The organism is Bacillus sp. FSL R5-0603 (assembly GCF_038050295.1).
Lineage (GTDB): Bacteria > Bacillota > Bacilli > Bacillales > Bacillaceae > Bacillus > Bacillus subtilis.
Genome location: NZ_JBBOYP010000001.1, coordinates 3,213,878 through 3,235,054, shown reverse-complemented (window position 1 = coordinate 3,235,054; position 21,177 = coordinate 3,213,878). Strand labels below are relative to the sequence as shown.

General features: G+C 44.2%; 22 protein-coding genes. 14 read left to right on the top strand and 8 right to left on the bottom strand.

Annotated elements, in window-relative coordinates; all coding sequences use genetic code 11:
- The first annotated feature begins 21 nt into the window (after window positions 1-21).
- The 8 genes from NYE56_RS16750 to liaR all read left to right on the top strand — a co-directional run bounded on the left by NYE56_RS16750 (window position 22) and on the right by liaR (window position 6,717).
- On the top strand, window positions 22-603 hold the full coding sequence (locus NYE56_RS16750) for a cob(I)yrinic acid a,c-diamide adenosyltransferase (protein WP_341284133.1): 582 nt from the start codon (window positions 22-24) through the stop codon (window positions 601-603).
- Between the two features lie 176 nt (window positions 604-779).
- Window positions 780-2,048, top strand: a complete 1,269-nt coding sequence (locus NYE56_RS16745) for an MFS transporter (protein WP_003228502.1) — start codon at window positions 780-782, stop codon at window positions 2,046-2,048.
- Window positions 2,049-2,208: 160 nt separating this feature from the next.
- Window positions 2,209-2,589: a cell envelope stress-induced membrane anchor protein LiaI gene (liaI, locus tag NYE56_RS16740; protein ID WP_123373827.1), complete on the top strand. Its 381-nt coding sequence runs from the start codon at window positions 2,209-2,211 to the stop codon at window positions 2,587-2,589.
- A 26-nt stretch (window positions 2,590-2,615) separates the two neighbouring features.
- Window positions 2,616-3,293, top strand: a complete 678-nt coding sequence (liaH, locus tag NYE56_RS16735; RefSeq protein ID WP_341284132.1) for a stress responsive protein LiaH — start codon at window positions 2,616-2,618, stop codon at window positions 3,291-3,293.
- 100 nt (window positions 3,294-3,393) lie between these two features.
- Complete coding sequence (gene liaG / locus NYE56_RS16730) at window positions 3,394-4,266, top strand: LiaG family protein (RefSeq protein ID WP_123373829.1); 873 nt, start codon at window positions 3,394-3,396, stop codon at window positions 4,264-4,266.
- Between the two features lie 33 nt (window positions 4,267-4,299).
- Complete coding sequence (gene liaF, locus NYE56_RS16725; RefSeq protein WP_003228510.1) at window positions 4,300-5,025, top strand: LiaRS two-component regulatory system accessory protein LiaF; 726 nt, start codon at window positions 4,300-4,302, stop codon at window positions 5,023-5,025.
- A complete protein-coding gene (liaS, locus tag NYE56_RS16720; protein WP_014477944.1) occupies window positions 5,022-6,104 on the top strand; it encodes a two-component system sensor histidine kinase LiaS in 1,083 nt (360 codons plus the stop codon). The genes liaF and liaS overlap by 4 nt, the downstream gene beginning before the upstream one ends.
- Window positions 6,082-6,717 carry a two-component system response regulator LiaR gene (liaR, locus tag NYE56_RS16715; RefSeq protein WP_003243201.1) on the top strand — a complete coding sequence of 212 codons (636 nt, stop codon included), beginning with the start codon at window positions 6,082-6,084 and terminating at the stop codon, window positions 6,715-6,717. Before liaS ends, liaR begins: the two co-directional genes overlap by 23 nt.
- Before the next feature lie 7 nt (window positions 6,718-6,724).
- Here the strand turns inward: liaR and gerAC are convergent, their stop codons facing one another.
- Genes gerAC through gerAA form a run of 3 tightly spaced genes read right to left on the bottom strand, consistent with a single transcriptional unit; the run spans window position 6,725 to window position 10,357 of the window.
- Window positions 6,725-7,846 carry a spore germination receptor protein GerAC gene (gerAC, locus tag NYE56_RS16710; RefSeq protein ID WP_341284131.1) on the bottom strand — a complete coding sequence of 374 codons (1,122 nt, stop codon included), beginning with the start codon at window positions 7,844-7,846 and terminating at the stop codon, window positions 6,725-6,727.
- Window positions 7,843-8,940 carry a spore germination receptor protein GerAB gene (gene gerAB, locus NYE56_RS16705; protein ID WP_123373833.1) on the bottom strand — a complete coding sequence of 366 codons (1,098 nt, stop codon included), beginning with the start codon at window positions 8,938-8,940 and terminating at the stop codon, window positions 7,843-7,845. The genes gerAC and gerAB overlap by 4 nt, the downstream gene beginning before the upstream one ends.
- Window positions 8,909-10,357 carry a spore germination receptor protein GerAA gene (gene gerAA / locus NYE56_RS16700; protein WP_335449519.1) on the bottom strand — a complete coding sequence of 483 codons (1,449 nt, stop codon included), beginning with the start codon at window positions 10,355-10,357 and terminating at the stop codon, window positions 8,909-8,911. The genes gerAB and gerAA overlap by 32 nt, the downstream gene beginning before the upstream one ends.
- Window positions 10,358-10,474: 117 nt before the next feature.
- On the opposite strand from gerAA, the gene NYE56_RS16695 reads away from it, so the two are divergent.
- Both NYE56_RS16695 and fumC read left to right on the top strand, forming a co-directional pair.
- Window positions 10,475-10,660 (top strand): YvzF family protein, encoded by a 186-nt coding sequence (locus tag NYE56_RS16695; protein WP_341284130.1) that lies wholly within the window; start codon window positions 10,475-10,477, stop codon window positions 10,658-10,660.
- Between the two features lie 66 nt (window positions 10,661-10,726).
- Window positions 10,727-12,115 carry a class II fumarate hydratase gene (gene fumC / locus NYE56_RS16690; RefSeq protein WP_003228523.1) on the top strand — a complete coding sequence of 463 codons (1,389 nt, stop codon included), beginning with the start codon at window positions 10,727-10,729 and terminating at the stop codon, window positions 12,113-12,115.
- 39 nt (window positions 12,116-12,154) lie between these two features.
- On the opposite strand, the gene NYE56_RS16685 is transcribed toward fumC, so the two are convergent.
- Window positions 12,155-13,030 (bottom strand): TetR/AcrR family transcriptional regulator, encoded by an 876-nt coding sequence (locus NYE56_RS16685; RefSeq protein WP_003243192.1) that lies wholly within the window; start codon window positions 13,028-13,030, stop codon window positions 12,155-12,157.
- 167 nt (window positions 13,031-13,197) lie between these two features.
- Between NYE56_RS16685 and spxO the strand changes: the two genes are divergently transcribed.
- Window positions 13,198-13,362, top strand: coding sequence for an anti-adapter protein SpxO (gene spxO / locus NYE56_RS16680; protein WP_003221681.1), 165 nt, complete (start codon window positions 13,198-13,200; stop codon window positions 13,360-13,362).
- 27 nt (window positions 13,363-13,389) lie between these two features.
- Here spxO and cssS read toward each other — a convergent pair whose 3' ends face one another.
- Together cssS and cssR are read right to left on the bottom strand one after the other, a co-directional pair.
- Window positions 13,390-14,745, bottom strand: coding sequence for a secretion stress-responsive two-component system sensor histidine kinase CssS (gene cssS / locus NYE56_RS16675; RefSeq protein WP_003228527.1), 1,356 nt, complete (start codon window positions 14,743-14,745; stop codon window positions 13,390-13,392).
- Window positions 14,742-15,419, bottom strand: a complete 678-nt coding sequence (gene cssR, locus NYE56_RS16670; RefSeq protein WP_341284129.1) for a secretion stress-responsive two-component system response regulator CssR — start codon at window positions 15,417-15,419, stop codon at window positions 14,742-14,744. The genes cssS and cssR overlap by 4 nt, the downstream gene beginning before the upstream one ends.
- A 277-nt stretch (window positions 15,420-15,696) precedes the next feature.
- Here cssR and htrB point away from each other — a divergent pair, with 277 nt between their 5' ends.
- The gene (gene htrB, locus NYE56_RS16665; protein ID WP_341284128.1) at window positions 15,697-17,073 is read left to right on the top strand and encodes a serine protease Do-like protein HtrB; all 1,377 of its coding nucleotides are present in this window, start codon (window positions 15,697-15,699) and stop codon (window positions 17,071-17,073) included.
- A gap of 41 nt (window positions 17,074-17,114) precedes the next feature.
- Here htrB and mrgA read toward each other — a convergent pair whose 3' ends face one another.
- Both mrgA and NYE56_RS16655 read right to left on the bottom strand, forming a co-directional pair.
- Complete coding sequence (gene mrgA / locus NYE56_RS16660) at window positions 17,115-17,576, bottom strand: metalloregulation DNA-binding stress protein MgrA (RefSeq protein WP_014477938.1); 462 nt, start codon at window positions 17,574-17,576, stop codon at window positions 17,115-17,117.
- Window positions 17,577-17,665: 89 nt separating this feature from the next.
- Window positions 17,666-18,508 (bottom strand): oxidoreductase, encoded by an 843-nt coding sequence (locus NYE56_RS16655; protein ID WP_187954120.1) that lies wholly within the window; start codon window positions 18,506-18,508, stop codon window positions 17,666-17,668.
- A 133-nt stretch (window positions 18,509-18,641) separates the two neighbouring features.
- Here NYE56_RS16655 and NYE56_RS16650 point away from each other — a divergent pair, with 133 nt between their 5' ends.
- Window positions 18,642-20,438 (top strand): M3 family oligoendopeptidase, encoded by a 1,797-nt coding sequence (locus NYE56_RS16650; protein ID WP_341284127.1) that lies wholly within the window; start codon window positions 18,642-18,644, stop codon window positions 20,436-20,438.
- A gap of 109 nt (window positions 20,439-20,547) precedes the next feature.
- Window positions 20,548-20,985, top strand: a complete 438-nt coding sequence (locus NYE56_RS16645) for a YusW family protein (RefSeq protein ID WP_014477935.1) — start codon at window positions 20,548-20,550, stop codon at window positions 20,983-20,985.
- Window positions 20,986-21,177 lie beyond the last annotated feature (192 nt).

Sequence of the window (21,177 nt, the reverse complement as noted above, 5' to 3'; positions counted from 1 at the left end):
TCTGTAAAGGAGATTCAGGGTATGAAACTATATACAAAAACAGGCGATAAGGGACAAACGGGCTTAGTCGGGGGCAGAACGGACAAGGACAGCCTACGCGTCGAAAGCTACGGCACGATTGACGAGCTTAACAGCTTTATCGGGCTTGCTTTGGCAGAGCTTTCCGGGCAGCCCGGCTTTGAAGATCTGACAGCCGAGCTGCTGACCATCCAGCATGAGCTGTTTGACTGCGGAGGCGATCTGGCAATCGTCACAGAAAGAAAAGACTACAAACTAACGGAAGAATCTGTTTCCTTTTTAGAAACGCGCATTGATGCCTATACAGCAGAAGCGCCGGAACTGAAGAAATTTATTCTTCCAGGCGGATCAAAGTGTGCTTCGCTTCTCCATATCGCACGCACCATTACAAGGCGGGCAGAACGAAGAGTGGTGGCGCTGATGAAATCGGAGGGGATTCATGAAACAGTGCTGCGTTATCTCAATCGTCTGTCCGATTATTTCTTTGCCGCCGCACGGGTTGTGAATGCAAGAAGCGGTATTGGCGATGTAGAATATGAAAGAAGTGCCATTGTGTTTCGGGACCGAGACAGCAGTGAATCATAAAAAGTGAAAACGAAAGCCGGCGTGTTCAAATACATGCCGGCTTTTTTTGTTTTTCACTCTGTCAATTTCCCATTTTACGACAAAAAATGAACCTTATGAATTATTGACTGAAAAATGGAAAAATGAGATATTGTAATAAATAGATGTAAAAAATAGGCAACGGGGGGCTCTGATGGATGGTGAATTTAATTGAAAGTGATAGCATCTGGAAGAGAAATTTCAATTATCTGTTTTTCTCAAGAATAGTCAAGATATCCGGCGATATGTTCGCATTTAATTCAATATTATGGTTTTTAATTTATGACGGCAAAGGTGCGATCGGCACTGCTTTATTGATTGCTGTCACGTTTTTGCCGGAAGCCGTTCTGGCGCCTGTGACGGGGCCTTTTATGAAACAGACCACGCTGAAATTTTGGATGTACTTTTCAGATCTGACAAGGGCGGCGATTGTTTTGATTATCCCTCTATGTCATTTTGCGGGCTTCTCTCCGCTGTGGTTTGTCATGACGCTTATGATTGTGCATTCAGCTACTGGAGCTGCCTACAATCCCGCCTCTATCGCTTTGATTCCTCAAATCGTCAATGAACAGGGCATTCAAAAAGCAAACGCTGTGCTGCAATCCTCCGCTCAAATTGTCAGGCTCGGGGCTGTCACATTATGCGGCGCTTTTCTTACATTTATCAGTCCTTCTTATACCATGCTTATCGCACTTGTGCTCTATTTGGTGTCAGGTTTTCTCGTTCTTTTTATTAAGTACACTGCGGTTGAATCTCAATCAGAGTCTGCGGTTGTTACACAGAGAGGCACATATATCGGAAGACTGAAACGCGGCTTTAGGCTCGTCAGAAAACACCAGATTTTATATCCGCTCGCCATTTACTGTATCTTTATGAATTTCGCGGCTGCCCCATGGGAAGCGCTCTCTGCCGTATACGTTGCGGAAGATTTAAACGGCCAGCCGATCGTATACTCGCTTTTAAAGGCCACCACCGCCGCGGGCGCGTTTTTATTAGGGTTTGTGCTGGCGAAAGTCAAGGTAAACAGGTACGGCTTGTTATTCGTCACTGCCGGCATTATTGAAGGATTTGCTTTCTTTATTACAGGGATGAATACCTTTTTGCCGCTCGTCTTTTTCGCTGCTTTTACCTTTGGTGCCGCAGTCAGTGCTGTTAATGTTCCTGAGTACACGATTATCCAGACGTCTGTGGATAGTGAGGATCAGCCGCAGGTTTACGCCGTTATACATATGATCTCAAATATTTCGATCCCTGCCGGAGCTGTCATTTGCGGGTATGCCGCTAATGCTTTCGGCTCAGGAACAGTGATTGCTGCCGGCGGGATTGTCGAAATTATTGCGGGTATCGGAATTTTGCTGTTTACAAAACTGGCCAAAGCAGAAAGGTCCGACCTGATTAAAGAAAGGGAAGCAAGTGTTCATCTGTAAAGGGTTTTAAAACGCCATGCCTCGTGCATGGCTTTTTTTGTGCCGATGGGTCCGGTGCGAGATACGACTCCGGTCTTATATAAAAATCAATCTCTGATTCGTTTTGCATATCTTCCAACTTGTATAAGATGAAGACAAGGAAAACGAAAGGAGGATCTGCATGAAGATCAACAAGAAAACAATAGGCGGATTCTTATTAATTGTATTTGGGATCTCTGTCTTTTTTGGAGGAGGAAGCTTCGGCTTTATCATCCCGCTCGCCATCGGGAGCTTCATGACATACGCAGGAGTCAAAAGGTTTGCCGCGGGAAAAACCATTACGGGAATCATCGTGGGCGGTATCGGGGCCATTATGCTCATCTGCTCACTTCCGTTTGTCGTCGGAATCGCATTGGCGGCCGCTATGGTGTATTACGGCTGGAAGCTGATGAAAAACGGATCAGCTGATAGCGGTGTATCATCTTTTGATCCTGAACCGGCTTCTGCTGCCTACCAATCTCACTTTGATGACGAATGGGAAGAATTTTTGAAGAAAAAATAATATCAATATATTAGGAGGAATTAGGTATGGTATTAAAAAGAATCAGAGACATGTTTGTTGCGTCAGTTCATGAAGGACTTGATAAAATGGAGAATCCAAAGGTGATGCTGAATCAATATGTACGCGATATGGAAAGCGACATCGCAAAAGCAAAGCAAACAATTGTGAAACAGCACACGATTGCCTATCAATTTAAGAGAAAATATGAAGAAGCCGCTGAAGTGGCTGGCAAACGGAAAAATCAGGCACAGCTCGCATTTGACGCAGGTGAAGAAGAACTGGCGAAAAAGGCGCTGACTGAAATGAAGTATTTAGAAGGAAAGGCGGCTGAGCATAAAGCTTCCTATGAACAGGCAAACAGTCAGCTGGCTGATCTGAAAGAGCAGCTGGCTGCACTTGAAACAAAGCTTCAGGACGTAAAGGATAAAAAACAGGCGCTGATTGCGCGGGCAAATGCGGCGAAAGCTAAAGAGCATATGAATACGACATTTGACAAAATTGACAGTGAAAGCGCGTATCGTGAATTTTTGCGTATTGAAAATCGTATTGAAGAAATGGAAATCCGCGCGAATTATTCAAAGTCAGCGGAAGCCGGCACAGAACTTACACGTAAAGAATTCGCAGACGATGTAGAAGCGGAGATTGAAAAAATGCGGACACTTTCACTGCAAAAATCAGACCAGACACAAGCGGCAAATGAATAAGCGGAACGGGGAAGGATTTGCGGTCAAGTCCTTCCCTTCCGCACGTATCAATTCGCAAGCTTTTCCTTTATAATAGAATGAATGAGAAGGATGAAACCGAATGAAAAAAATGCTTGGCAAACTGTTGATCACTGCCGGTATTCTGGTTTTTTTCGCCGTCGTCGTAAAAGATGTGTTTGCTGCAGGCCTAGGTTTCATAAATGGCACAGAAGCCGATTCAGCCAGCGCGTCGCCGCGGGACATTGACAGCATGGTCATTGAGTCGGATAGCAAGGATGTCCGGATTATAGCGGAAGAACGAAGTGACATATCGGCAGGCATTTCAGGAGACTCAGGAAAGTTATTTGTTACTGAAAACAAAAGAAAACTGGAGTTGACCGTAAAGGAAAAAGAATTTCAATTTTTGAATGGGTTTAACCGTTCAACTCTTATCGTCAGGCTTCCGTATGATTATAAAGGTGATCTGGCAGTACGAACCTCAAGCGGTGACGTGTCTGTGGCCGGGAATGACCATCTTGCGCTTTCCGGGCTGAACGCAGTATCTGCGAGCGGAAATACGAGCGTGACGGACGTCCGCATTCAAGACCTGAAAGTGAAGGCATCATCGGGGGATGTTTCCATTTCAAATACCGTCTCTAAAACAGCCGGCATTGATTTAGCTTCAGGGGACGCAAATCTGGTTCATGTATCAGGCTCTCTTGATGTGAAAATGACTTCAGGAGATTTTAATGCTGTATTGAAAAAGGTAACCGGTCCCGTATCTGTCACGCTGACAAGCGGTGATGCTAATTTAAGCCTTCCCCAAAACGGCAGCTTTGCAGTCAATGCTTTATCAGCAAGCGGTGACGTCAGTTCGCCGTATTCATTTGCTGACAAAGCACATAAAGAACAGCATCACATCACAGGCACGCAAGGAAGCGGCCGGCATCCAATCGACATCAAAACGGACAGCGGGGATCTAGCGATACGGTAGCACCAGGCAGAAGAAAGGAGGCGGACACCAGGAATGACAAAAAAACAGCTTCTCGGATTGATCATTGCTTTATTCGGCATCAGTATGTTTTTGCAAATTATCGGAATAGGCGATCTGCTGTTTTGGCCGCTCTTTTTTCTGATTGCCGGCTATTTCCTTAAAAAATATTCCCGTGATTGGCTTGGCTCCGTCATGTATATCTTTGCCGCGTTTCTATTTTTGAAAAACCTCTTCAGCATCACCTTTAATTTATTCGGCTATGCGTTTGCCGCATTTCTGATTTACGCCGGCTACAGGCTTGTCAAAGGGAAGCCGATATTCGAACCGAATGAGAAACAGGTCAACCTCAATAAAAAAGAACATCATGATCCGCCAAAAGATGTAAAACATCCCGACATGCGCAGCTTTTTTATCGGTGAGCTGCAAATGATGAAGCAGCCGTTTGACCTGAATGATTTAAATGTCTCTGGTTTTATCGGTGATATCAAAATCGATTTATCTAAAGCGATGATTCCTGAGGGAGAAAGTACAATCGTCATTAGCGGAGTCATTGGAAACGTTGATATTTATGTACCATCGGACCTTGAAGTGGCTGTCAGCTCAGCTGTTTTTATAGGTGACATCAATCTGATCGGCTCGAAGAAAAGCGGATTAAGCACGAAGGTATATGCCGCGTCAACCGATTTCAGCGAGTCAAAGCGCCGTGTCAAAGTGTCCGTTTCCTTATTTATCGGTGATGTGGATGTGAAGTACGTATGAGAAAAAAAATGCTTGCCAGCCTCCAATGGCGCGCCATCCGCATGACAACGGGAATCAGCCTGCTCCTTTTTGTTTGCCTGATTTCCTTTATGATGTTTTACTATCGGCTCGATCCGCTTGTTTTGCTGTCATCAAGCTGGTTCGGAATTCCGTTTATCCTGATTTTGCTTCTGATCAGCGTGACCGTCGGTTTCGCCTCAGGGTATATGTACGGCAACCGGTTGAAGACAAGGATTGATACATTAATTGAATCCATTTTAACCTTTGAAAACGGCAATTTCGCTTATCGGATACCGCCGCTCGGTGATGATGAAATCGGCCTGGCCGCCGATCAGCTGAACGAAATGGCGAAGCGCGTGGAGCTTCAAGTCGCATCCCTGCAGAAACTTTCCAATGAACGTGCGGAATGGCAGGCGCAAATGAAGAAGTCGGTTATCTCAGAAGAACGCCAGCGATTAGCCAGAGATCTTCATGACGCGGTCAGCCAGCAGCTCTTTGCCATATCGATGATGACATCAGCCGTGCTGGAACATGTCAAGGATGCTGATGATAAAACAGTCAAGCGGATCAAGATGGTCGAGCATATGGCAGGCGAAGCCCAAAATGAGATGAGGGCGCTGCTGCTCCATTTACGGCCTGTTACTCTTGAAGGAAAAGGGCTGAAGGAGGGCCTTACGGAGCTTTTGGACGAGTTCCGAAAAAAGCAGCCGATTGATATTGAGTGGGATATACAGGACACAGCGATATCCAAGGGTGTTGAAGACCACTTGTTCAGAATCGTGCAGGAGGCCCTTTCAAACGTATTTAGACATTCAAAAGCGTCAAAAGTAACCGTGATTCTGGGCATAAAGAACAGCCAGCTCCGTCTGAAGGTGATTGATAATGGAAAAGGCTTTAAAATGGACCAGGTGAAAGCATCCTCATACGGCTTGAATTCTATGAAGGAACGTGCAAGTGAAATCGGCGGGGTCGCCGAAGTGATTTCAGTAGAAGGAAAAGGTACCCAAATTGAAGTGAAGGTCCCGATTTTCCCGGAAGAAAAAGGAGAGAACGAACGTGATTCGAGTATTATTGATTGATGATCATGAAATGGTCAGAATGGGGCTCGCGGCTTTTTTGGAGGCGCAGCCCGATATTGAAGTCATCGGCGAAGCATCGGACGGCAGCGAAGGTGTTCGGCTTGCTGTGGAACTGTCGCCTGATGTCATTTTAATGGACCTTGTCATGGAGGGCATGGATGGCATTGAAGCTACAAAGCAAATCTGCCGCGAGCTTTCTGACCCGAAAATTATTGTGCTCACTAGCTTCATTGATGATGACAAAGTGTACCCGGTTATTGAAGCTGGCGCGCTCAGTTATCTGTTGAAAACCTCAAAAGCGGCAGAAATCGCCGATGCCATCCGCGCCGCAAGCAAGGGAGAGCCGAAGCTGGAGTCAAAAGTGGCGGGAAAAGTATTATCTAGGCTGCGCCACTCAGGTGAAAACGCGCTCCCGCATGAATCGCTTACGAAACGGGAGCTCGAAATACTCTGCCTGATCGCAGAAGGAAAGACAAACAAAGAAATAGGCGAGGAACTGTTTATTACGATTAAAACAGTCAAAACACATATTACCAATATTTTATCAAAGCTGGATGTCAGTGACCGGACGCAGGCGGCGGTGTACGCACACCGAAATCATCTCGTGAATTAGGCGTCTGCTATTTGTTTGCGCCTTTCGTTCCGAAGTCTCTGACAATCACATTGACCCGGTAGTCTATTTCCGCATTGCTGAAATAATCATCATCCCATTTTCTTGCGATCTTATTCCACTTTTGAGGATAATGAATTCTGACTTGGTTTCCCAATCCGGTCACATCCGCTTTGATCTCTTTCTGCAGCTTCTCTGTAATAAATGACGTTACTGTTTCGTGTACCCGTTTTTCGACTGTCTTTTCAATGCTTTTAATATATGAATCCTTAAACGAATCTTCACTGGGATTCCAGTCCTCAGATAGACGACCTTCAATAGTGCGGGTGACGGTGAATTTGAACTTTCCGTCCTTATAGGCCGTCTTGATCTTCCGATTGCTTGAATATACTTCATAAGAAAAGAGATGGCCATCACGCTTCAAGTCAATGACGCCTCCCTCGACAGTGCCTGAAAATAAGTTGATATTTTGAACCTCAATCGGGGTGAGATCCCGGTGCCATAATTTATTTTTTATGATAGAGGCTCCGTTTATCGCGAGCTTGCCGTTTTCCTTACCGACATGTGGGATGAGGAATGAATCGTCAGAGGTTAAGTGTTCTGAGATCTCCCCCAATGTAACTGGCTCCATCATTCTGATCGTCACCTTATTATTCTCTGTCAGATCATATATCACGTTGGATGCGGGCTCGCCTTCATCATTCATGTTAAATATATCCTTAGTTCGGCCGTTGGTGATAAAGACGTAGGAACTCCTCCTTGTTCCGTTGTCTCTGACAAACTGGTTAATGATCGCGTCCATTCCAATTTGATCAGCGATCACGCTTTTGGAAAGCAGAATGAGACGCAAATGCTGTGAAAACGTAGGATTATGCTTTAATGCAGAGGTTCTCATCATTTGATGGACAGTTTCACCCTTTGTGATAGAAAGCTGTGTCGGATCAGATGAAGAGCCCTCCTTGGCGCTGATTTTTTTCGGCACGAGAATTTGCTGTGTCAGCTCTAAATTTTCATCGTCAGGCTTGTCTAGCCCTACTCCGATCACTAAGCTTAATTCCTCGATATTCTCACTGTCCCAGCATCCGGACAGCAATAGGGTGCATATAAATATACATAAAATCCGGATTTTCATTTTGCTGTAATCCTCCTCTTGAGAGCTACAATGAAAAAGAGAATGAAGGGAAGCAGAAACAGGCAGACGAAAATGTACCCGAGATAATCGCTGTACATCATGACTTGATTGGCGTCATCCGGCCAGAGAGAAAAATAAAAGACCGTTATGCCGATAATCACCATGCTTGTTTTAGTCGATAACCCAAACGTCTTCTTTAGTCCGTTAGCGGCAAAATATCCGTAAATGACAAAAGTCGTGAAAAACTGGATAATCCAGACGACCAGTAAAAAGGATTCAAATCGTTCAATGAATATGCCTTTAAGCTCAAAGGACTGAAAGAGAGAAATGGTCGGCCAAATCAGCGTTTTCACTTCGGGAGCGGTCAAAGCTCCGACAACGAGAATATACGTCAGGATATATAAAATAATCGGAATCAAAAATCCTATTGATGCATATCTGAACGTGTATTTCTTTTTCTTCATATGTTCAGGGAGAAACAGCATTACTTCCATTCCTAAAAAAGAGATGGAAACAACAGTAAGGGAGTTTGCAATGGGGCCAAGGCCTTGGCCTAAAACAGGACGCAAATTATCGATATCAAAAATTTTAAAACTGATCCCAAACACAACCAGCAAAATAATAATGGTTACCGTTAAATAAAAGGGAAACAGCCGCGACACATCGCTTAAGCCCCCAACCATTAAATAAATACCGCAGCAAATAAACGTTAAAATAATGACTTGAATTGGCGTTCTCTCCAGCAGGAAAAACTTCACCATTTCAGCCATCGCCCGGGTCTCGAAGCTGGCTACGCCGAGGAAATAGCCGCAGATCAAAAGGCCGATGATGCTGCCGATCCATTTTCCAAGCCCTTCCTGCAAATACTCAAAGAGTGAAGGGTATTGATGTTTTTTCTGAATGAGCGTGTTTAAATAAATAAAGAAAATAAAAATGAAACCTTCTAATATCAGCGTGATCCAGCCGTCAGGCGTATTAGCCTTAGTGGTCAGCGCTCGCGGCAATGTTAAAAGTCCGGCCCCAAGCATTGTATTTGCAACAATAGAAATACCTTGAAAGGTATTAAGTTTCAGTGGAGTCTGTTTTTGGCTCATTTGGATTATTCGCCTCTTTTGGTTTGTTTTTAATTGGGAGACGGATAATGGAGTCATCCGTATTTTTCAGGCTGAAGAATCCATTCGGCGAAAAATACGGAGACCCAAAGCTCGTTTGTCTCGTTAAGTGCGTATAAACGACAAGCATAAATAAAATAATCCCGTACAGCCCTAAAATAGCGGCGGAAAACATCGAAATAAAACGCAGCACCCGGAAAGACAGACCCATTCCGTATTGAGGAACGGTAAAGGATGCCAGGGCAATGACACTGACGACAATAACCATAATCGAACTGACGAGATTCGCTTCTACAGCCGCCTGTCCGATGACTACGCCCCCGACGAGGCCGATCGTCTGTCCGAGCGGATTGGGGAGACGCAGTCCGGCTTCCCTAAGCAGCTCGATGGTTACTTCCATCAGCAAGGCTTCAAATATCGGAGGGAACGGCACGTTTTCCCTGTTCGCCGAAATTGTGACGGCGAGTGCGGTCGGCAGCAGACCCTGATGGAAGGAAACGAGTGCAATATAAATTGATGACAAAAACAAGGTGATAAAGATAGAAGCAAAGCGCAGCGACCGGATAAGAGATGCTGAAATCCAGCGTTCATAGTAGTCATCCGGGGACTGCATCAGGATGCCGAGAGAAACCGGCACCAGCAGCACAAATGGTGAACTGTCGACCAAAATGGCCACACGGCCGTTAAACAGGGCTGAAGATACTTTGTCAGGTCTTTCCGTATTTTGAATCTGCGGAAATGGTGAATATTTATTATCTTCAATGAGTTCCTCGAGCGTTCCGCTGTCCTGGATATCTTCCAGCTGGATATTTTTAAGCCGCGCTTTCACTTCTTTTATGACGGACTTTTTTGCTTTGCCTTCAATGTACATAATGGCTGCAGGCTTCAGCTTGTTTTCGCCGATCATGATTTTTTTGGTGATCAATTTCGGATGAGAGGTTCTTTGTCTGATCAGAGCGAGATTTGTATCAATATCCTCTACAAACGCTACTTTTGGGCCGCGAACCACTTTTTCAGTTGTCGGCTCTGTCAGGCTTCTTGTTTTTTTCTTTCCTGTGGTCAGAATATAGGCTTTATCCAATCCGTTGATAAACACAGCGCAATTGCCGTTGAGAATCGATTCAATCGTTTTTTTTGCGGTTTCAACAGGTCTTGCGTCAAGCTGGTCAAGGCGTTTTTTGACCTGGTCAAGCGTTAAGGTCTCCTCATCTTTAATCAAAGTTTTAATGGCTTCTGACACCTTATTCTCATCAGTCAGTTCACTGAAATAGAGATAGTAAAAAACCAGTCCGTTCGCAAGCATTTTTTTGTTTTTCATCAGATCATCGTTTTCTTTTAATTTTGGCAGCACCAATGCTAAATTATCGTGTATATATTCCTTAAACTCTGTTTGTTCCAATGAGGTCACCTCTTATCCAAAACCTTAGTAGAGGTTATCTTTTCCTGTTAAAAAAATGATATACTGTGTTAGAGTATTTCATGGAGTAAGTTTTTTTATGAAAGCGGAGGATACGAAGTGGCACAGGTAAGGCTAGCTGGAAAACAAGAAGAAATTGAACAGCTCATTAGATCATTTGAAAAGCATTATGAAGTCTCTTATACATCAAAGGAGTACGGAAGGACGAATCCAAAATACAAATATTCAAAGGATTCCCGCGTATATCTTGAATTAAAATTAAAATCTGCCAAGATCGAAAAATAAAAAGGATTTTTTGTGTCATTGGCGAATTATGATCTATTGAAGCAACCGTTATGGAGGGATACATAAATGGAATACAGAATTGAACGAGACACCATGGGAGAAGTAAAAGTTCCTGCTGATAAATTTTGGGGCGCCCAAACACAGCGAAGCAAGGAGAACTTTAAGATCGGTTCTGAAAAAATGCCGATGCGTGTTGTGAAGGCGTTTGCAATTTTAAAACGAAGCACTGCTCTAGCTAATAAACGCCTCGGCAATCTGGATGCTGAAAAAGCAGAAGCGATTGCAGCGGTTTGTGATGATGTGCTCAAAGGCAAGTACGATGACAACTTCCCGCTTGTCGTATGGCAGACCGGAAGCGGCACACAAAGCAATATGAACATGAACGAAGTGGTAGCCAACCGTGCGACTGCTTTATTAAAAGAGAAGAACTCTGATCAAACGATTCATCCAAATGATGACGTGAACCGAAGCCAAAGCTCAAACGACACATTCCCGACTGCGATGCATGTTGCCGCTGTTTTGGCTGTTTACGAGCAGCTTGTGCCGGCGCTTGATCAGCTTCGCAATACACTGGATGAAAAAGCAAAAGCATACAATGATATTGTCAAAATCGGACGCACGCATCTTCAGGATGCTACGCCACTGACCCTCGGACAGGAAATCAGCGGATGGGTTCACATGCTGGACCGTTCGAAGGAAATGATTTTGGAAGCGACAGATAAAATGCGTGCGCTTGCAATTGGTGGAACGGCTGTTGGAACGGGTATCAACGCCCACCCAGAGTTTGGAGAGCTTGTCTCAGAAGAGATCACTAAGCTGACCGGCCAAACGTTTAGCAGTTCACCGAATAAATTCCACGCGCTGACAAGCCATGACGAAATCACTTATGCGCATGGCGCATTAAAAGCGCTTGCGGCTGACTTAATGAAAATCGCGAACGATGTCAGATGGCTCGCAAGCGGACCTCGCTGCGGCATCGGGGAGATCGTCATTCCTGAAAATGAGCCGGGAAGCTCCATTATGCCTGGTAAAGTCAACCCGACACAAAGCGAAGCGTTAACAATGATCGCAGCGCAAATCATGGGGAACGATGCGACAATCGGCTTTGCTGCGAGTCAGGGAAACTTTGAACTGAACGTGTTTAAGCCTGTTATTATATACAACTTCCTGCAATCTGTGCAGCTGCTCAGTGACGGCATGAATTCATTCCATGATAAATGTGCTGTCGGTATTGAGCCTAATAAAGAAACCATTCAGGAAAACCTGTCAAATTCATTAATGCTTGTTACGGCGCTGAACCCGCATATCGGTTATGAAAACGCGGCGAAAATCGCCAAGCTTGCCCATAAAGAGGGATTGACGCTCAAAGAAGCAGCTTTGAAGCTTGAATTGCTGACAGAGGAGCAATTTAACGAAATGGTTAAGCCGGAAGACATGGTAAAACCAAAGGCGTAATAGTAAGAAAGAACGGCTGCTTTTTAAGCAGCCGTTCTTCTAAATATGTTGCTGTTTTAATAAATATTTAAGCTGTTCCGCATCTTTGGCGAGAGCTTCAGACTCCGTCAGATTATGAATCATTCCTTTTATGATCGCCAGCTTCGGTGTTTTTTTCTTCATTTCTGCTTCAAGTATGTCCAAGCTCTCCGATAATTCAAGAGAGGAGTTTGTGTTTAAGCTGTTAATTTTGTCACGTAGGCTTTTCACAATCGATTCAGTCAGCGGGTCAGGCCGTCCGTGCGTAAGAGGGCCGAATAAAGAGCTCGCCTCTTCCAATGTGATGAAAGGCTTATCGTTTCGTTCAGACATGCCTTTTACCATATCATCAATTCGATTCATAATGATATCAGCTAATTGAGACGGCTTCACAGTGTACCCGAGCAAAATCATGCATTCCAGGTAAATCTGGCTGATGCCCTCTATTAAAAAACAAAGCTCAGCAGTGTACGGTTCCGCTTTTTTTCCATAGATGTTCAGCAGGCTGTCAATATGAAATTGAAGTGAGGACTGGCGGATTTTTTTTGCGCATTGCTCCACTTCTTCTGTGTAAGGCAGAGAACCCTCCTTCAACTGCATGCTGATAAAATCTTTGTGTTCAAGAATGTTTTCATAGAGGACGGTCAGCTGTTTACGGTAAGCCGTTCTGGGGCTGTCGCCCTTCGTTTTAATATTTAAAATTCGGGTAAACGTTTTATCATAATAGTAGTTCAGCATAGAGAGAAGAAGCGCTTCTTTCGAAGGAAAATAAATATAAAAAGCGCCTTTAGATATTTTGCATTCTTTTGCGATTTCCTGGACTGATGTTGAGTTGTATCCTTTTTGGGCAAATAGTTTTAAGGCTGTTTCAATAATCAGTTTTTCTTTTTCCTTCAATGGTTCCACCCTTTCGGAGCCCGGAGGCCTGCTAGGATATGACCATATAGTCACACCGTCTGTTATAAAATTAACCTTATTGTAACTTGTTTTTTTATCATGTATTATTTATATTATAAATTGAGATGACCGAATGGTCAAAGCTCAAGCGAAAGGGTGAATCTAGAATGAGAGAATTGGACGAAATGATCAGCCGCTTGCGAAACAGAGGAATCAAAGTGGAGAAAGTCAAATATCCGAAGCAGACCTTGTCAGAGAAAAAATGGGTTCATCAATGCAAACAGCCGCTCAAAACAAATTACAGAGATTTTAACGGCTATTCTTTCACATAAAAAAATAGACTGCAAAACATCTACAGTCTATTTTGGCACTGCTATGCGGTATGTTACACCCGTTTTGTCATTTTCAATTGAGATAGATGCCTTATGAAGAGTTAAAATTCGTTTTACGATGCTTAGACCAATGCCGAATTCGCCTTTCTTCCCTTTATTAAAAGGCTCATAGAGGCTGGAGAGCATCTCATCTTCAATATGCGGACCGTCATTTTTAATGGTGATCACGATATTTCGATCATCTTGTTTCATGCTGATTTCTATTTTTGTCTCAGCATAGCGGATTTGATTTTCCAAAATGTTTTCAAGGAGTTTGTTCCATTGCTCCGGATCGCCCGGCATCAAAATATCCTCTTCTACATCAATTTCCCACGATAGTTCTTTCCGCGCCCACTTCAATCGTTCAATGACTTCTTCTGTCACTTCCACAATACTGAACATGTCGTGCTGCACTTTTTGCTTCGCTAAATAATCCAGCTTCGTTAAATATAATAAATCCTTTATTTTTTTCTCCAGCTTAAGAGCTTCGCATTCAATAACATCTACAGTGTTTTCAAGGTCTCCTTTAGGAAAAATCCCGTCTTTAATTGATTGTGTATAGCCTCTGATGACCATGACCGGCGTTTTTAAATCATGGGAGATATTTTGCAATAGGGTTCTTTCTGTTTCATCCTTTTGCACAAGCTTTTGGCGCATCTCTTCGATGGTATGGCCCAATTTGCCGATTTCATCTTTCCGGTCCACTTTTACTGGGTCATCCCAATCCTGTTCAGAAATCCGTTTGACGTGTTTTTCAAATGATACAAGAGGCCTTGATAAATACTTTGCAAGCCAAATAGCCGGAATCCAGCTTAATAAAATGACGACAGCTATAATAAACAGAAGCTGTTTGAACAAGGTATAGGCCAAATCGTCCCGATAAGAATCAAGCGCGTAAGAGAGCATCATCGCTGATTGTCCATTGACTGAAAGTCCCTTTTTAATGACAAAAAACACTTTCTCTCCATTGACGTCGGCGCTGTAACGTTTCTTTTTAGCTTCCTGCTTATCAGCCAGCTTGTACACCTTGTGGATAAATGAAGATGACAGAATGCTTAAATCCTTGTCTGAAGAAGCCTCTTCATTTTCAGGAAGGAGCACGTGCTGTACGGAGCGGACAGTTGTCGGCGCCGTCGCTTCTTCGCTGTAATAGCGCCTTTCAATCGAACCTGGCAGGCGGTACTCTGTCAGAACATGCTGCTCATTTTCAATCGTCGTATACGTTTCATTAGTGAAAAAATCTCGCAGCGTGTTTGAAAATAACACAAGCAGTAAAATCGATATCGCTAACAGGATGCCGGATATGACAACCCATATCTGAAACGCGAGCGGCTTGTTTTTCATGATGACATCATCCTGTAGCCGAAACCGTAAATCGTCTCCACCTTCAATTTAGGCATCTTTCTGCGCAGTCTCCGGACGAGATCATCAACGACCCGGTCTGTTCCGAAGTAGTCATGTCCCCACACTTTTAGGAGGATATCCTCACGAGAGTACGGATGCCCTTTATGATGGATAAATAATAGCAGCAGATCAAATTCCTTTGACGTCAAATTGATGATATTCCCGTTTTCGTCATAGACCTCGCGGGCGTCTTCAGCGACCCGATACGAGGAGACGGCAATTTCATTTTTTTGGACAGGAGGAGCTTCCTTATATACGAGCTGCAGCAGCTTTTGCACACGGATAATCAGCTCCCGCGGCAGAAACGGCTTTGAAATGTAGTCATTGCTGCCAAGCTCTAAGCCAAGCACTCTGTCAATATCCGCATCTCGGGCGGAAATAAAAATGACCGGCACGTCAGGATCTTTCGCCTTGATTTCTTTTATTAATGTATAGCCGTCGGTATCCGGCAGCATGATATCGAGAATCCATAGGTGGGGAGACGGTGTCATTTTCTTTCTGGCGTCTTCACCTTTCGTAAAAGATGTAATGTTCCAGCCCTCATTCTCTAAATACTTCGTCAGCAGTTCATTCAGGTTATCCTCATCTTCAACTAGATAAATGGTGTATGACAAGGCACTTCACATCCTTTCAACGTCATTATAAACTAGTTTTAACATACGGCAGGCAATTTTCATAATTTCACATATTCTTTTCATTTTTATCCCACAATGTTTGTTTATGATATGGTTAAGGGAAGAAAGGAAGAGAAAAAGAGCGAGGAAGATGTAGGATGATTAAACATATTCTATTTTGGTGCTTTGCTTTTCTCCTCATTATTGGGACAATTGAACTTGTACATGCGATGAATATGTAACGATAAATGAATAACCGTTAAAGGAGTGTAAGAACATGGATTATCGACGTGATGGCCAAAACGATCAACATCAAACTGAACCTTCACATACAGAACAGCAGAATACAGAAAACCAGAAGCTGATTGGACATTCTGAACAAGAATTGCTTGACGCGCCTGTGTCGTATGAAGCAGGACGGCAGGAAACGGCTTCTGCTTTAGAAATGGAAAAGCAAGAAACGGCTGTGAAAAAAGAAAAGAAACGGAGAGCCGCATGGCTGAGCCCGATTTTAGGCGGTATTATCGGCGGGGGCCTCATGCTTGGCATCGCGCCTTATCTGCCGTCAGACCAAAATCAGGCGACCGAGACCGCTTCCGCAAATAAACAGGTGCAGTCTGATAATTTTACAACGGCGCCGATAACGAACGCATCAAACATCGCTGATATGGTAGAGGATTTAGAGCCTACGATTGTCGGAATCTCAAATATCCAAACCTCTCAAAATAACACATTCGGCACGGGAGGAGGCTCCAGCTCAGAAAGTGAAAGCGGAACCGGGTCAGGTGTTATTTTCAAAAAAGACAGCGATAAAGCGTATATCATTACAAACAACCATGTCGTTGAAGGCGCGAACAAGCTGACTGTTACGCTATACAACGGAGAAACGGAAACTGCCAAGCTTGTCGGCAGCGATACCATTACTGATTTGGCAGTTTTGGAAATCAGCAGCAAGAACGTCAAAAAAGTGGCGAGCTTTGGTGATTCTTCACAGCTGCGCACGGGCGAAAAGGTAATCGCTATCGGTAACCCGCTCGGACAGCAGTTTTCCGGTACGGTGACACAAGGCATCATTAGCGGACTGAACCGGACAATTGATGTGGATACAACACAAGGGACGGTGGAAATGAACGTGCTGCAAACTGATGCAGCGATCAATCCGGGGAACAGCGGAGGCCCATTAATCAATGCAAGCGGCCAGGTCATCGGCATCAACAGCTTGAAGGTGAGCGAAAGCGGCGTGGAATCACTTGGATTTGCGATCCCAAGCAATGATGTCGAGCCGATTGTTGACCAGCTGCTGCAAAACGGGAAGGTGGACCGTCCGTTTTTAGGCGTGCAGATGATTGACATGTCACAAGTTCCTGAAACCTATCAGGAAAATACGCTCGGCCTGTTTGGAGATCAATTGGGCAAAGGTGTTTATGTAAAAGAAGTTCAAGCAAATTCGCCGGCAGAAAAAGCAGGTATTAAATCTGAGGATGTCATTGTCAAACTAAACGGTAAAGACGTGGAAAGCAGTGCGGATATCCGTCAGATCCTTTACAAAGACTTAAAAGTCGGAGATAAAACAACAATCCAAGTGCTGCGAAAGGGAAAAACGAAAACGTTGAACGCGATACTGACCAAGCAGACAGAAAGCAGTTCAAGCTAAGAAAAAACAAAAAGCTGAACCCAAATAGGGTTCAGCTTTTTTTATCCTAAGTAAGAGGAAAGCATCCACACTTGTTTTTCAACTTCTTCAATTAATCCGACAAACAAGTCCGCTGTCGCATTGTCTTGATTTTCTTCAGCCAGGCCGATCACGAATTTAGATTCGCTGCTGATTTGTTTGTAGTCGTTTACCAATGCTTGTACCATTTCTGAAGCTGATGTTTCGTTTCCGCCGTCTGTGATAGATGCATGCTCAGTGTATTCTTTCACTGTGGCAACAGGCTGTCCGCCAATCGCCAGCAGGCGCTCAGCGATGGTATCCACTGTTTCAGCCGCATGGTCATAAAGTTCTTCAAATTTCTCATGCAATGTAAAGAAATGAGGCCCTTTCACATACCAATGGAAACGGTGGAGCTTAGAGTATAAAAGAAACCAGTTTGATAATTGTGTGTTCATTGAATTCTCAACTAATGTTTGATTTGTTTTTGCATTTTCAGTTTTCATAAGATAACGTCCTCCTTGTGATCTGTTGACTTAATTATATCATATACTAAATAAAAATCAATACTAAATTATAATAATTATAATTTAGATTAACTGAATAGCTTTTTCTTCAGGATAGACTCCCATGCAGACCAAGGAAAAAGCGATCGGAATAGCAGGGTGAGCTTGATGCCCTTTCCGATCGGGTATCGCAATTTCTTTATGTGCTGTTTTGTTGCCAATTGATAAATGAGGTCGGCAACCTCTTGGGGATCTCCGCTTTCTTCTCCGTTTTTTTGAACGTAGGAAAGGATCTTTTTATAGTATTGATGATAGGCTGAATCGTCAGCAGGCACCGACATAAAATTTGATAATGACGTTGACCAGATTGATGTCTTGTATGAGCCCGGCTCGATCAAAGCGGTTTCGATACCGAACGGAAGCAGCTCGATACGCAGGCTTTCAGAAAAACCTTCCAATGCATGCTTGGAAGAAACATATGGCGACAGCGCTGGGAATCCGGTCAGTCCGCTGATGCTGCTCACGTTTATAATCTTTGCGCCGCCATGCTTTCTTATGTAAGGGAGAACGGTTTTTGTCACATGGATCACTCCGAAGACATTCGTTTCAAATTGTTGTCTGAAATGTTCCATCGGCACATCCTCGACAAAACCTCCATAAGCCGTTCCGGCGTTGTTAACGAGTAAGTCGATCGGGGCGTAAGCACTAACGGCTTTTCCGAATGAGACTATAGATTGTTCATCGGTGACATCGAGAGCTGTAATGTGGATGGAATCAGACACATTGTGTGCTGCAGCCAATTCTCGAAGTTGTTCCGCTTTTTCAGGCTGTCTTGATGTGGCTATCACGAAAAATGATCGGGCAAGCTTTACAGCTGCCAGCAGACCGAAGCCGCTGGACGCTCCCGTTACGATTGCTATTTTTTTATTCATCCTAACCCTCCTATTAAACTGCTACAGCTATTGTACTATCCTGAACGGGAAATGACGCCTGTAAAAGAAATTTTTATACAACAATTCAGAATTGTTCTATAATAGAACGAAAGAAGGAAAGGGGTTTTGTGATATGGCGCTGCAAGGGGTAGGCCAAAGATGGGATCTTGATTCATTTTTTAAGGGCGGGAGCCAATCAGAAGAATTCAAAGGATATATTGAGAAGCTGTCACAAAGTCTGCGTGCATTTCAAGACAGGACTGATGCGTTTCAGGTGCCTGAATCGCCTGAAGAGGCTGAAGGGCTGACCGCGTTGCTTGATTTATTCGAACAGACATCCGTCAAGCTTCAGCAGGCCGGCGCTTTTGTTGCTTGCCTTCAGGCCCAGAATATCAATGATCAAAAGGCTATAGAGCATCAGGCGCTCATGAACCGGCTTTCCGCAGATTTTCAATCGTCGCTCGTTACATTAGATCATAAACTTGTGGACATTGATCAAGACGTGTGGAATGAATTGTTAACAAAACCGGGATTGCGCGATGTATCTTACATATTAAATGAAAGAAGACAGAGGGTTGCCGAAAAGCTTAGCCCCGGTAAAGAAAAACTGATCGGGAACCTTGCGGTGGACGGATATCACGCTTGGAGTGACCTATACAATATGGTTGTCGGGAAAATGACGATCCCCTATGACGAAAACGGTGAAAACAAGCAATTGTCTGTCGGTCAGGCGGAGAATATGATGGACCATCAAGACCGTACTGTCAGAAAAACAGTATATGAACGTTTCCGCCAAGCTTGGGAGAGCAAGCAAGATATTTTCAGCAGCACGCTGAATCATTTGGCGGGATTCCGGCTTGAAACCTATAAAGCGCGCGGCTGGGAGAATGTCCTGAAGGAACCGCTGCAAATTAACAGGATGAAAAAAGAAACACTTGATACGATGTGGAAGGTCATCACTGAAAACAAGAAGCCGTTCGTTCAGTTTTTGAACCGGAAAGCATCCATGCTCGGCCTTGAAAAACTCAGCTGGTACGATGTCGAGGCACCGATCGGTTCTGACGGAAAGGTCTATTCCTATGATGAAGCCGCAAATATCATTACCAGCCAGTTTTCAACGTTTGGCAAAAAGCTGTCCTCATTCACTGAAAAAGCGTTTCGGGACGGCTGGATTGAGGCGGAAGACAGGAGTGGAAAAAGAGTCGGCGGCTTTTGCACCAGTTTTCCTGACAGCGGGGAATCCCGGATTTTCATGACATTTTCGGGCAGCGCCTCAAATGTCTCTACTCTTGCGCATGAACTCGGGCACGCGTTCCATCAGGAAGCAATGCTCGGCGTCAGGCCGTTAAACCGTTCCTACGCTATGAACGTTGCGGAAACGGCTTCAACGTTTGCAGAGATGATAGTGGCGGACGCGACTGTCCAGCAGGCCGAGACAAAGGAAGAAAAGCTTGTTCTTCTGGAGGATAAAGTGCAAAGAAGTGTTGCGTTCTTCATGAACATTCACGCGAGATTTCTATTCGAAACGAGATTCTACGAGGAACGAAAGCGGGGAGTGGTACCGGCCAGCCGCTTGAATGAACTGATGGAAGAGGCGCAAAGAGAGGCATACTGTAATGCGTTAGGAGAGTATCATCCGCTTTTTTGGGCATCAAAGCTTCACTTTCACATCACGAGGGTGCCGTTTTACAATTTCCCTTATACATTCGGCTACCTGTTTTCTCTTGGCATTTACGCGCTGGCGCTTGAAGAAAAAGAAACATTCGAAGAGAAGTATATGGCGTTATTGCGCGATACGGCTTCTATGACCGTGGAGGATTTGGCCATGAAGCATTTAGGCGCTGACATCACGAAGCGCGATTTCTGGGAGAATGCCATCAAACTGGCTGTGCGTGACGCCGAAACCTTTTTACAAATGACCGAATCTTAAAGAAAAAGCCGTGGCGTTAAATGCCCCGGCTTTTTCAATTCTTCTCTGAATGAGGATTTCATTCTCTGGATATACCTAAAATAAATGGAATCCTACAGGGGGGAAACATATGCATTTGATCAGAGCAGCCGGGGCTGTATGTCTCGCAGTGGTTCTGATTGCGGGCTGCCGTTTCAATGAAGACCAGCAGCAGGCAGAAGGAGAAAATACAGCCGTCACCCAGCTGAAGTCCGTTCCCTACAGCAATTTTTCGCTTCGTGTGAGCTACGGGGATGGTGAGCATAACCGTTATGAAGGAATCTATACAAAGAACGGGACTCAGGAAAAAGCGGAAATACAGGATAAGCTCTCCGGTGTCAATCAGGAGGGAGAAGAAGCATTGGATGAGATGAAAATGATTTTGAGCGAGCTTTCCGTAACAGACCAAATGGCTGAAACAGAAGTGATACACAGTGTGCTGGCAGCATTTAATCTGGACAGTCATTATGATCATATCGATTTAAAATTGAAGCTGAAGGACGGCTCCATCAGAGAAATCAAGAAGTAATCTTGTGATAAAAAAGCCATAAACGTCAATTATGTCCATAAAACTAATTGAAAATGATTTTCAAAGTCAGTGTTTTCTGCTACAATGAGGGATATATGACCATATCAAATGGCTGAATATCAGAATCACTTGCATTGATGACAATTGACTTAAAAGCATGTATATAGAAAACGTGCAATACATAGTGCTGCT

Bases quoted from the DNA above. Each gene is read 5' to 3' on its own strand.
- NYE56_RS16750 (WP_341284133.1), top strand. From the start codon at position 22: ATGAAACTATATACAAAAACAGGCGATAAGGGACAAACGGGCTTAGTC.
- NYE56_RS16745 (WP_003228502.1), top strand. From the start codon at position 780: ATGGTGAATTTAATTGAAAGTGATAGCATCTGGAAGAGAAATTTCAAT.
- liaI (WP_123373827.1), top strand. From the start codon at position 2,209: ATGAAGATCAACAAGAAAACAATAGGCGGATTCTTATTAATTGTATTT.
- liaH (WP_341284132.1), top strand. From the start codon at position 2,616: ATGGTATTAAAAAGAATCAGAGACATGTTTGTTGCGTCAGTTCATGAA.
- liaG (WP_123373829.1), top strand. From the start codon at position 3,394: ATGAAAAAAATGCTTGGCAAACTGTTGATCACTGCCGGTATTCTGGTT.
- liaF (WP_003228510.1), top strand. From the start codon at position 4,300: ATGACAAAAAAACAGCTTCTCGGATTGATCATTGCTTTATTCGGCATC.
- liaS (WP_014477944.1), top strand. From the start codon at position 5,022: ATGAGAAAAAAAATGCTTGCCAGCCTCCAATGGCGCGCCATCCGCATG.
- gerAC (WP_341284131.1), bottom strand. From the start codon at position 7,846: ATGAAAATCCGGATTTTATGTATATTTATATGCACCCTATTGCTGTCC.
- gerAB (WP_123373833.1), bottom strand. From the start codon at position 8,940: ATGAGCCAAAAACAGACTCCACTGAAACTTAATACCTTTCAAGGTATT.
- fumC (WP_003228523.1), top strand. From the start codon at position 10,727: ATGGAATACAGAATTGAACGAGACACCATGGGAGAAGTAAAAGTTCCT.
- spxO (WP_003221681.1), top strand. From the start codon at position 13,198: ATGAGAGAATTGGACGAAATGATCAGCCGCTTGCGAAACAGAGGAATC.
- cssS (WP_003228527.1), bottom strand. From the start codon at position 14,745: ATGAAAAACAAGCCGCTCGCGTTTCAGATATGGGTTGTCATATCCGGC.
- htrB (WP_341284128.1), top strand. From the start codon at position 15,697: ATGGATTATCGACGTGATGGCCAAAACGATCAACATCAAACTGAACCT.
- mrgA (WP_014477938.1), bottom strand. From the start codon at position 17,576: ATGAAAACTGAAAATGCAAAAACAAATCAAACATTAGTTGAGAATTCA.
- NYE56_RS16655 (WP_187954120.1), bottom strand. From the start codon at position 18,508: ATGAATAAAAAAATAGCAATCGTAACGGGAGCGTCCAGCGGCTTCGGT.
- NYE56_RS16650 (WP_341284127.1), top strand. From the start codon at position 18,642: ATGGCGCTGCAAGGGGTAGGCCAAAGATGGGATCTTGATTCATTTTTT.
- NYE56_RS16645 (WP_014477935.1), top strand. From the start codon at position 20,548: ATGCATTTGATCAGAGCAGCCGGGGCTGTATGTCTCGCAGTGGTTCTG.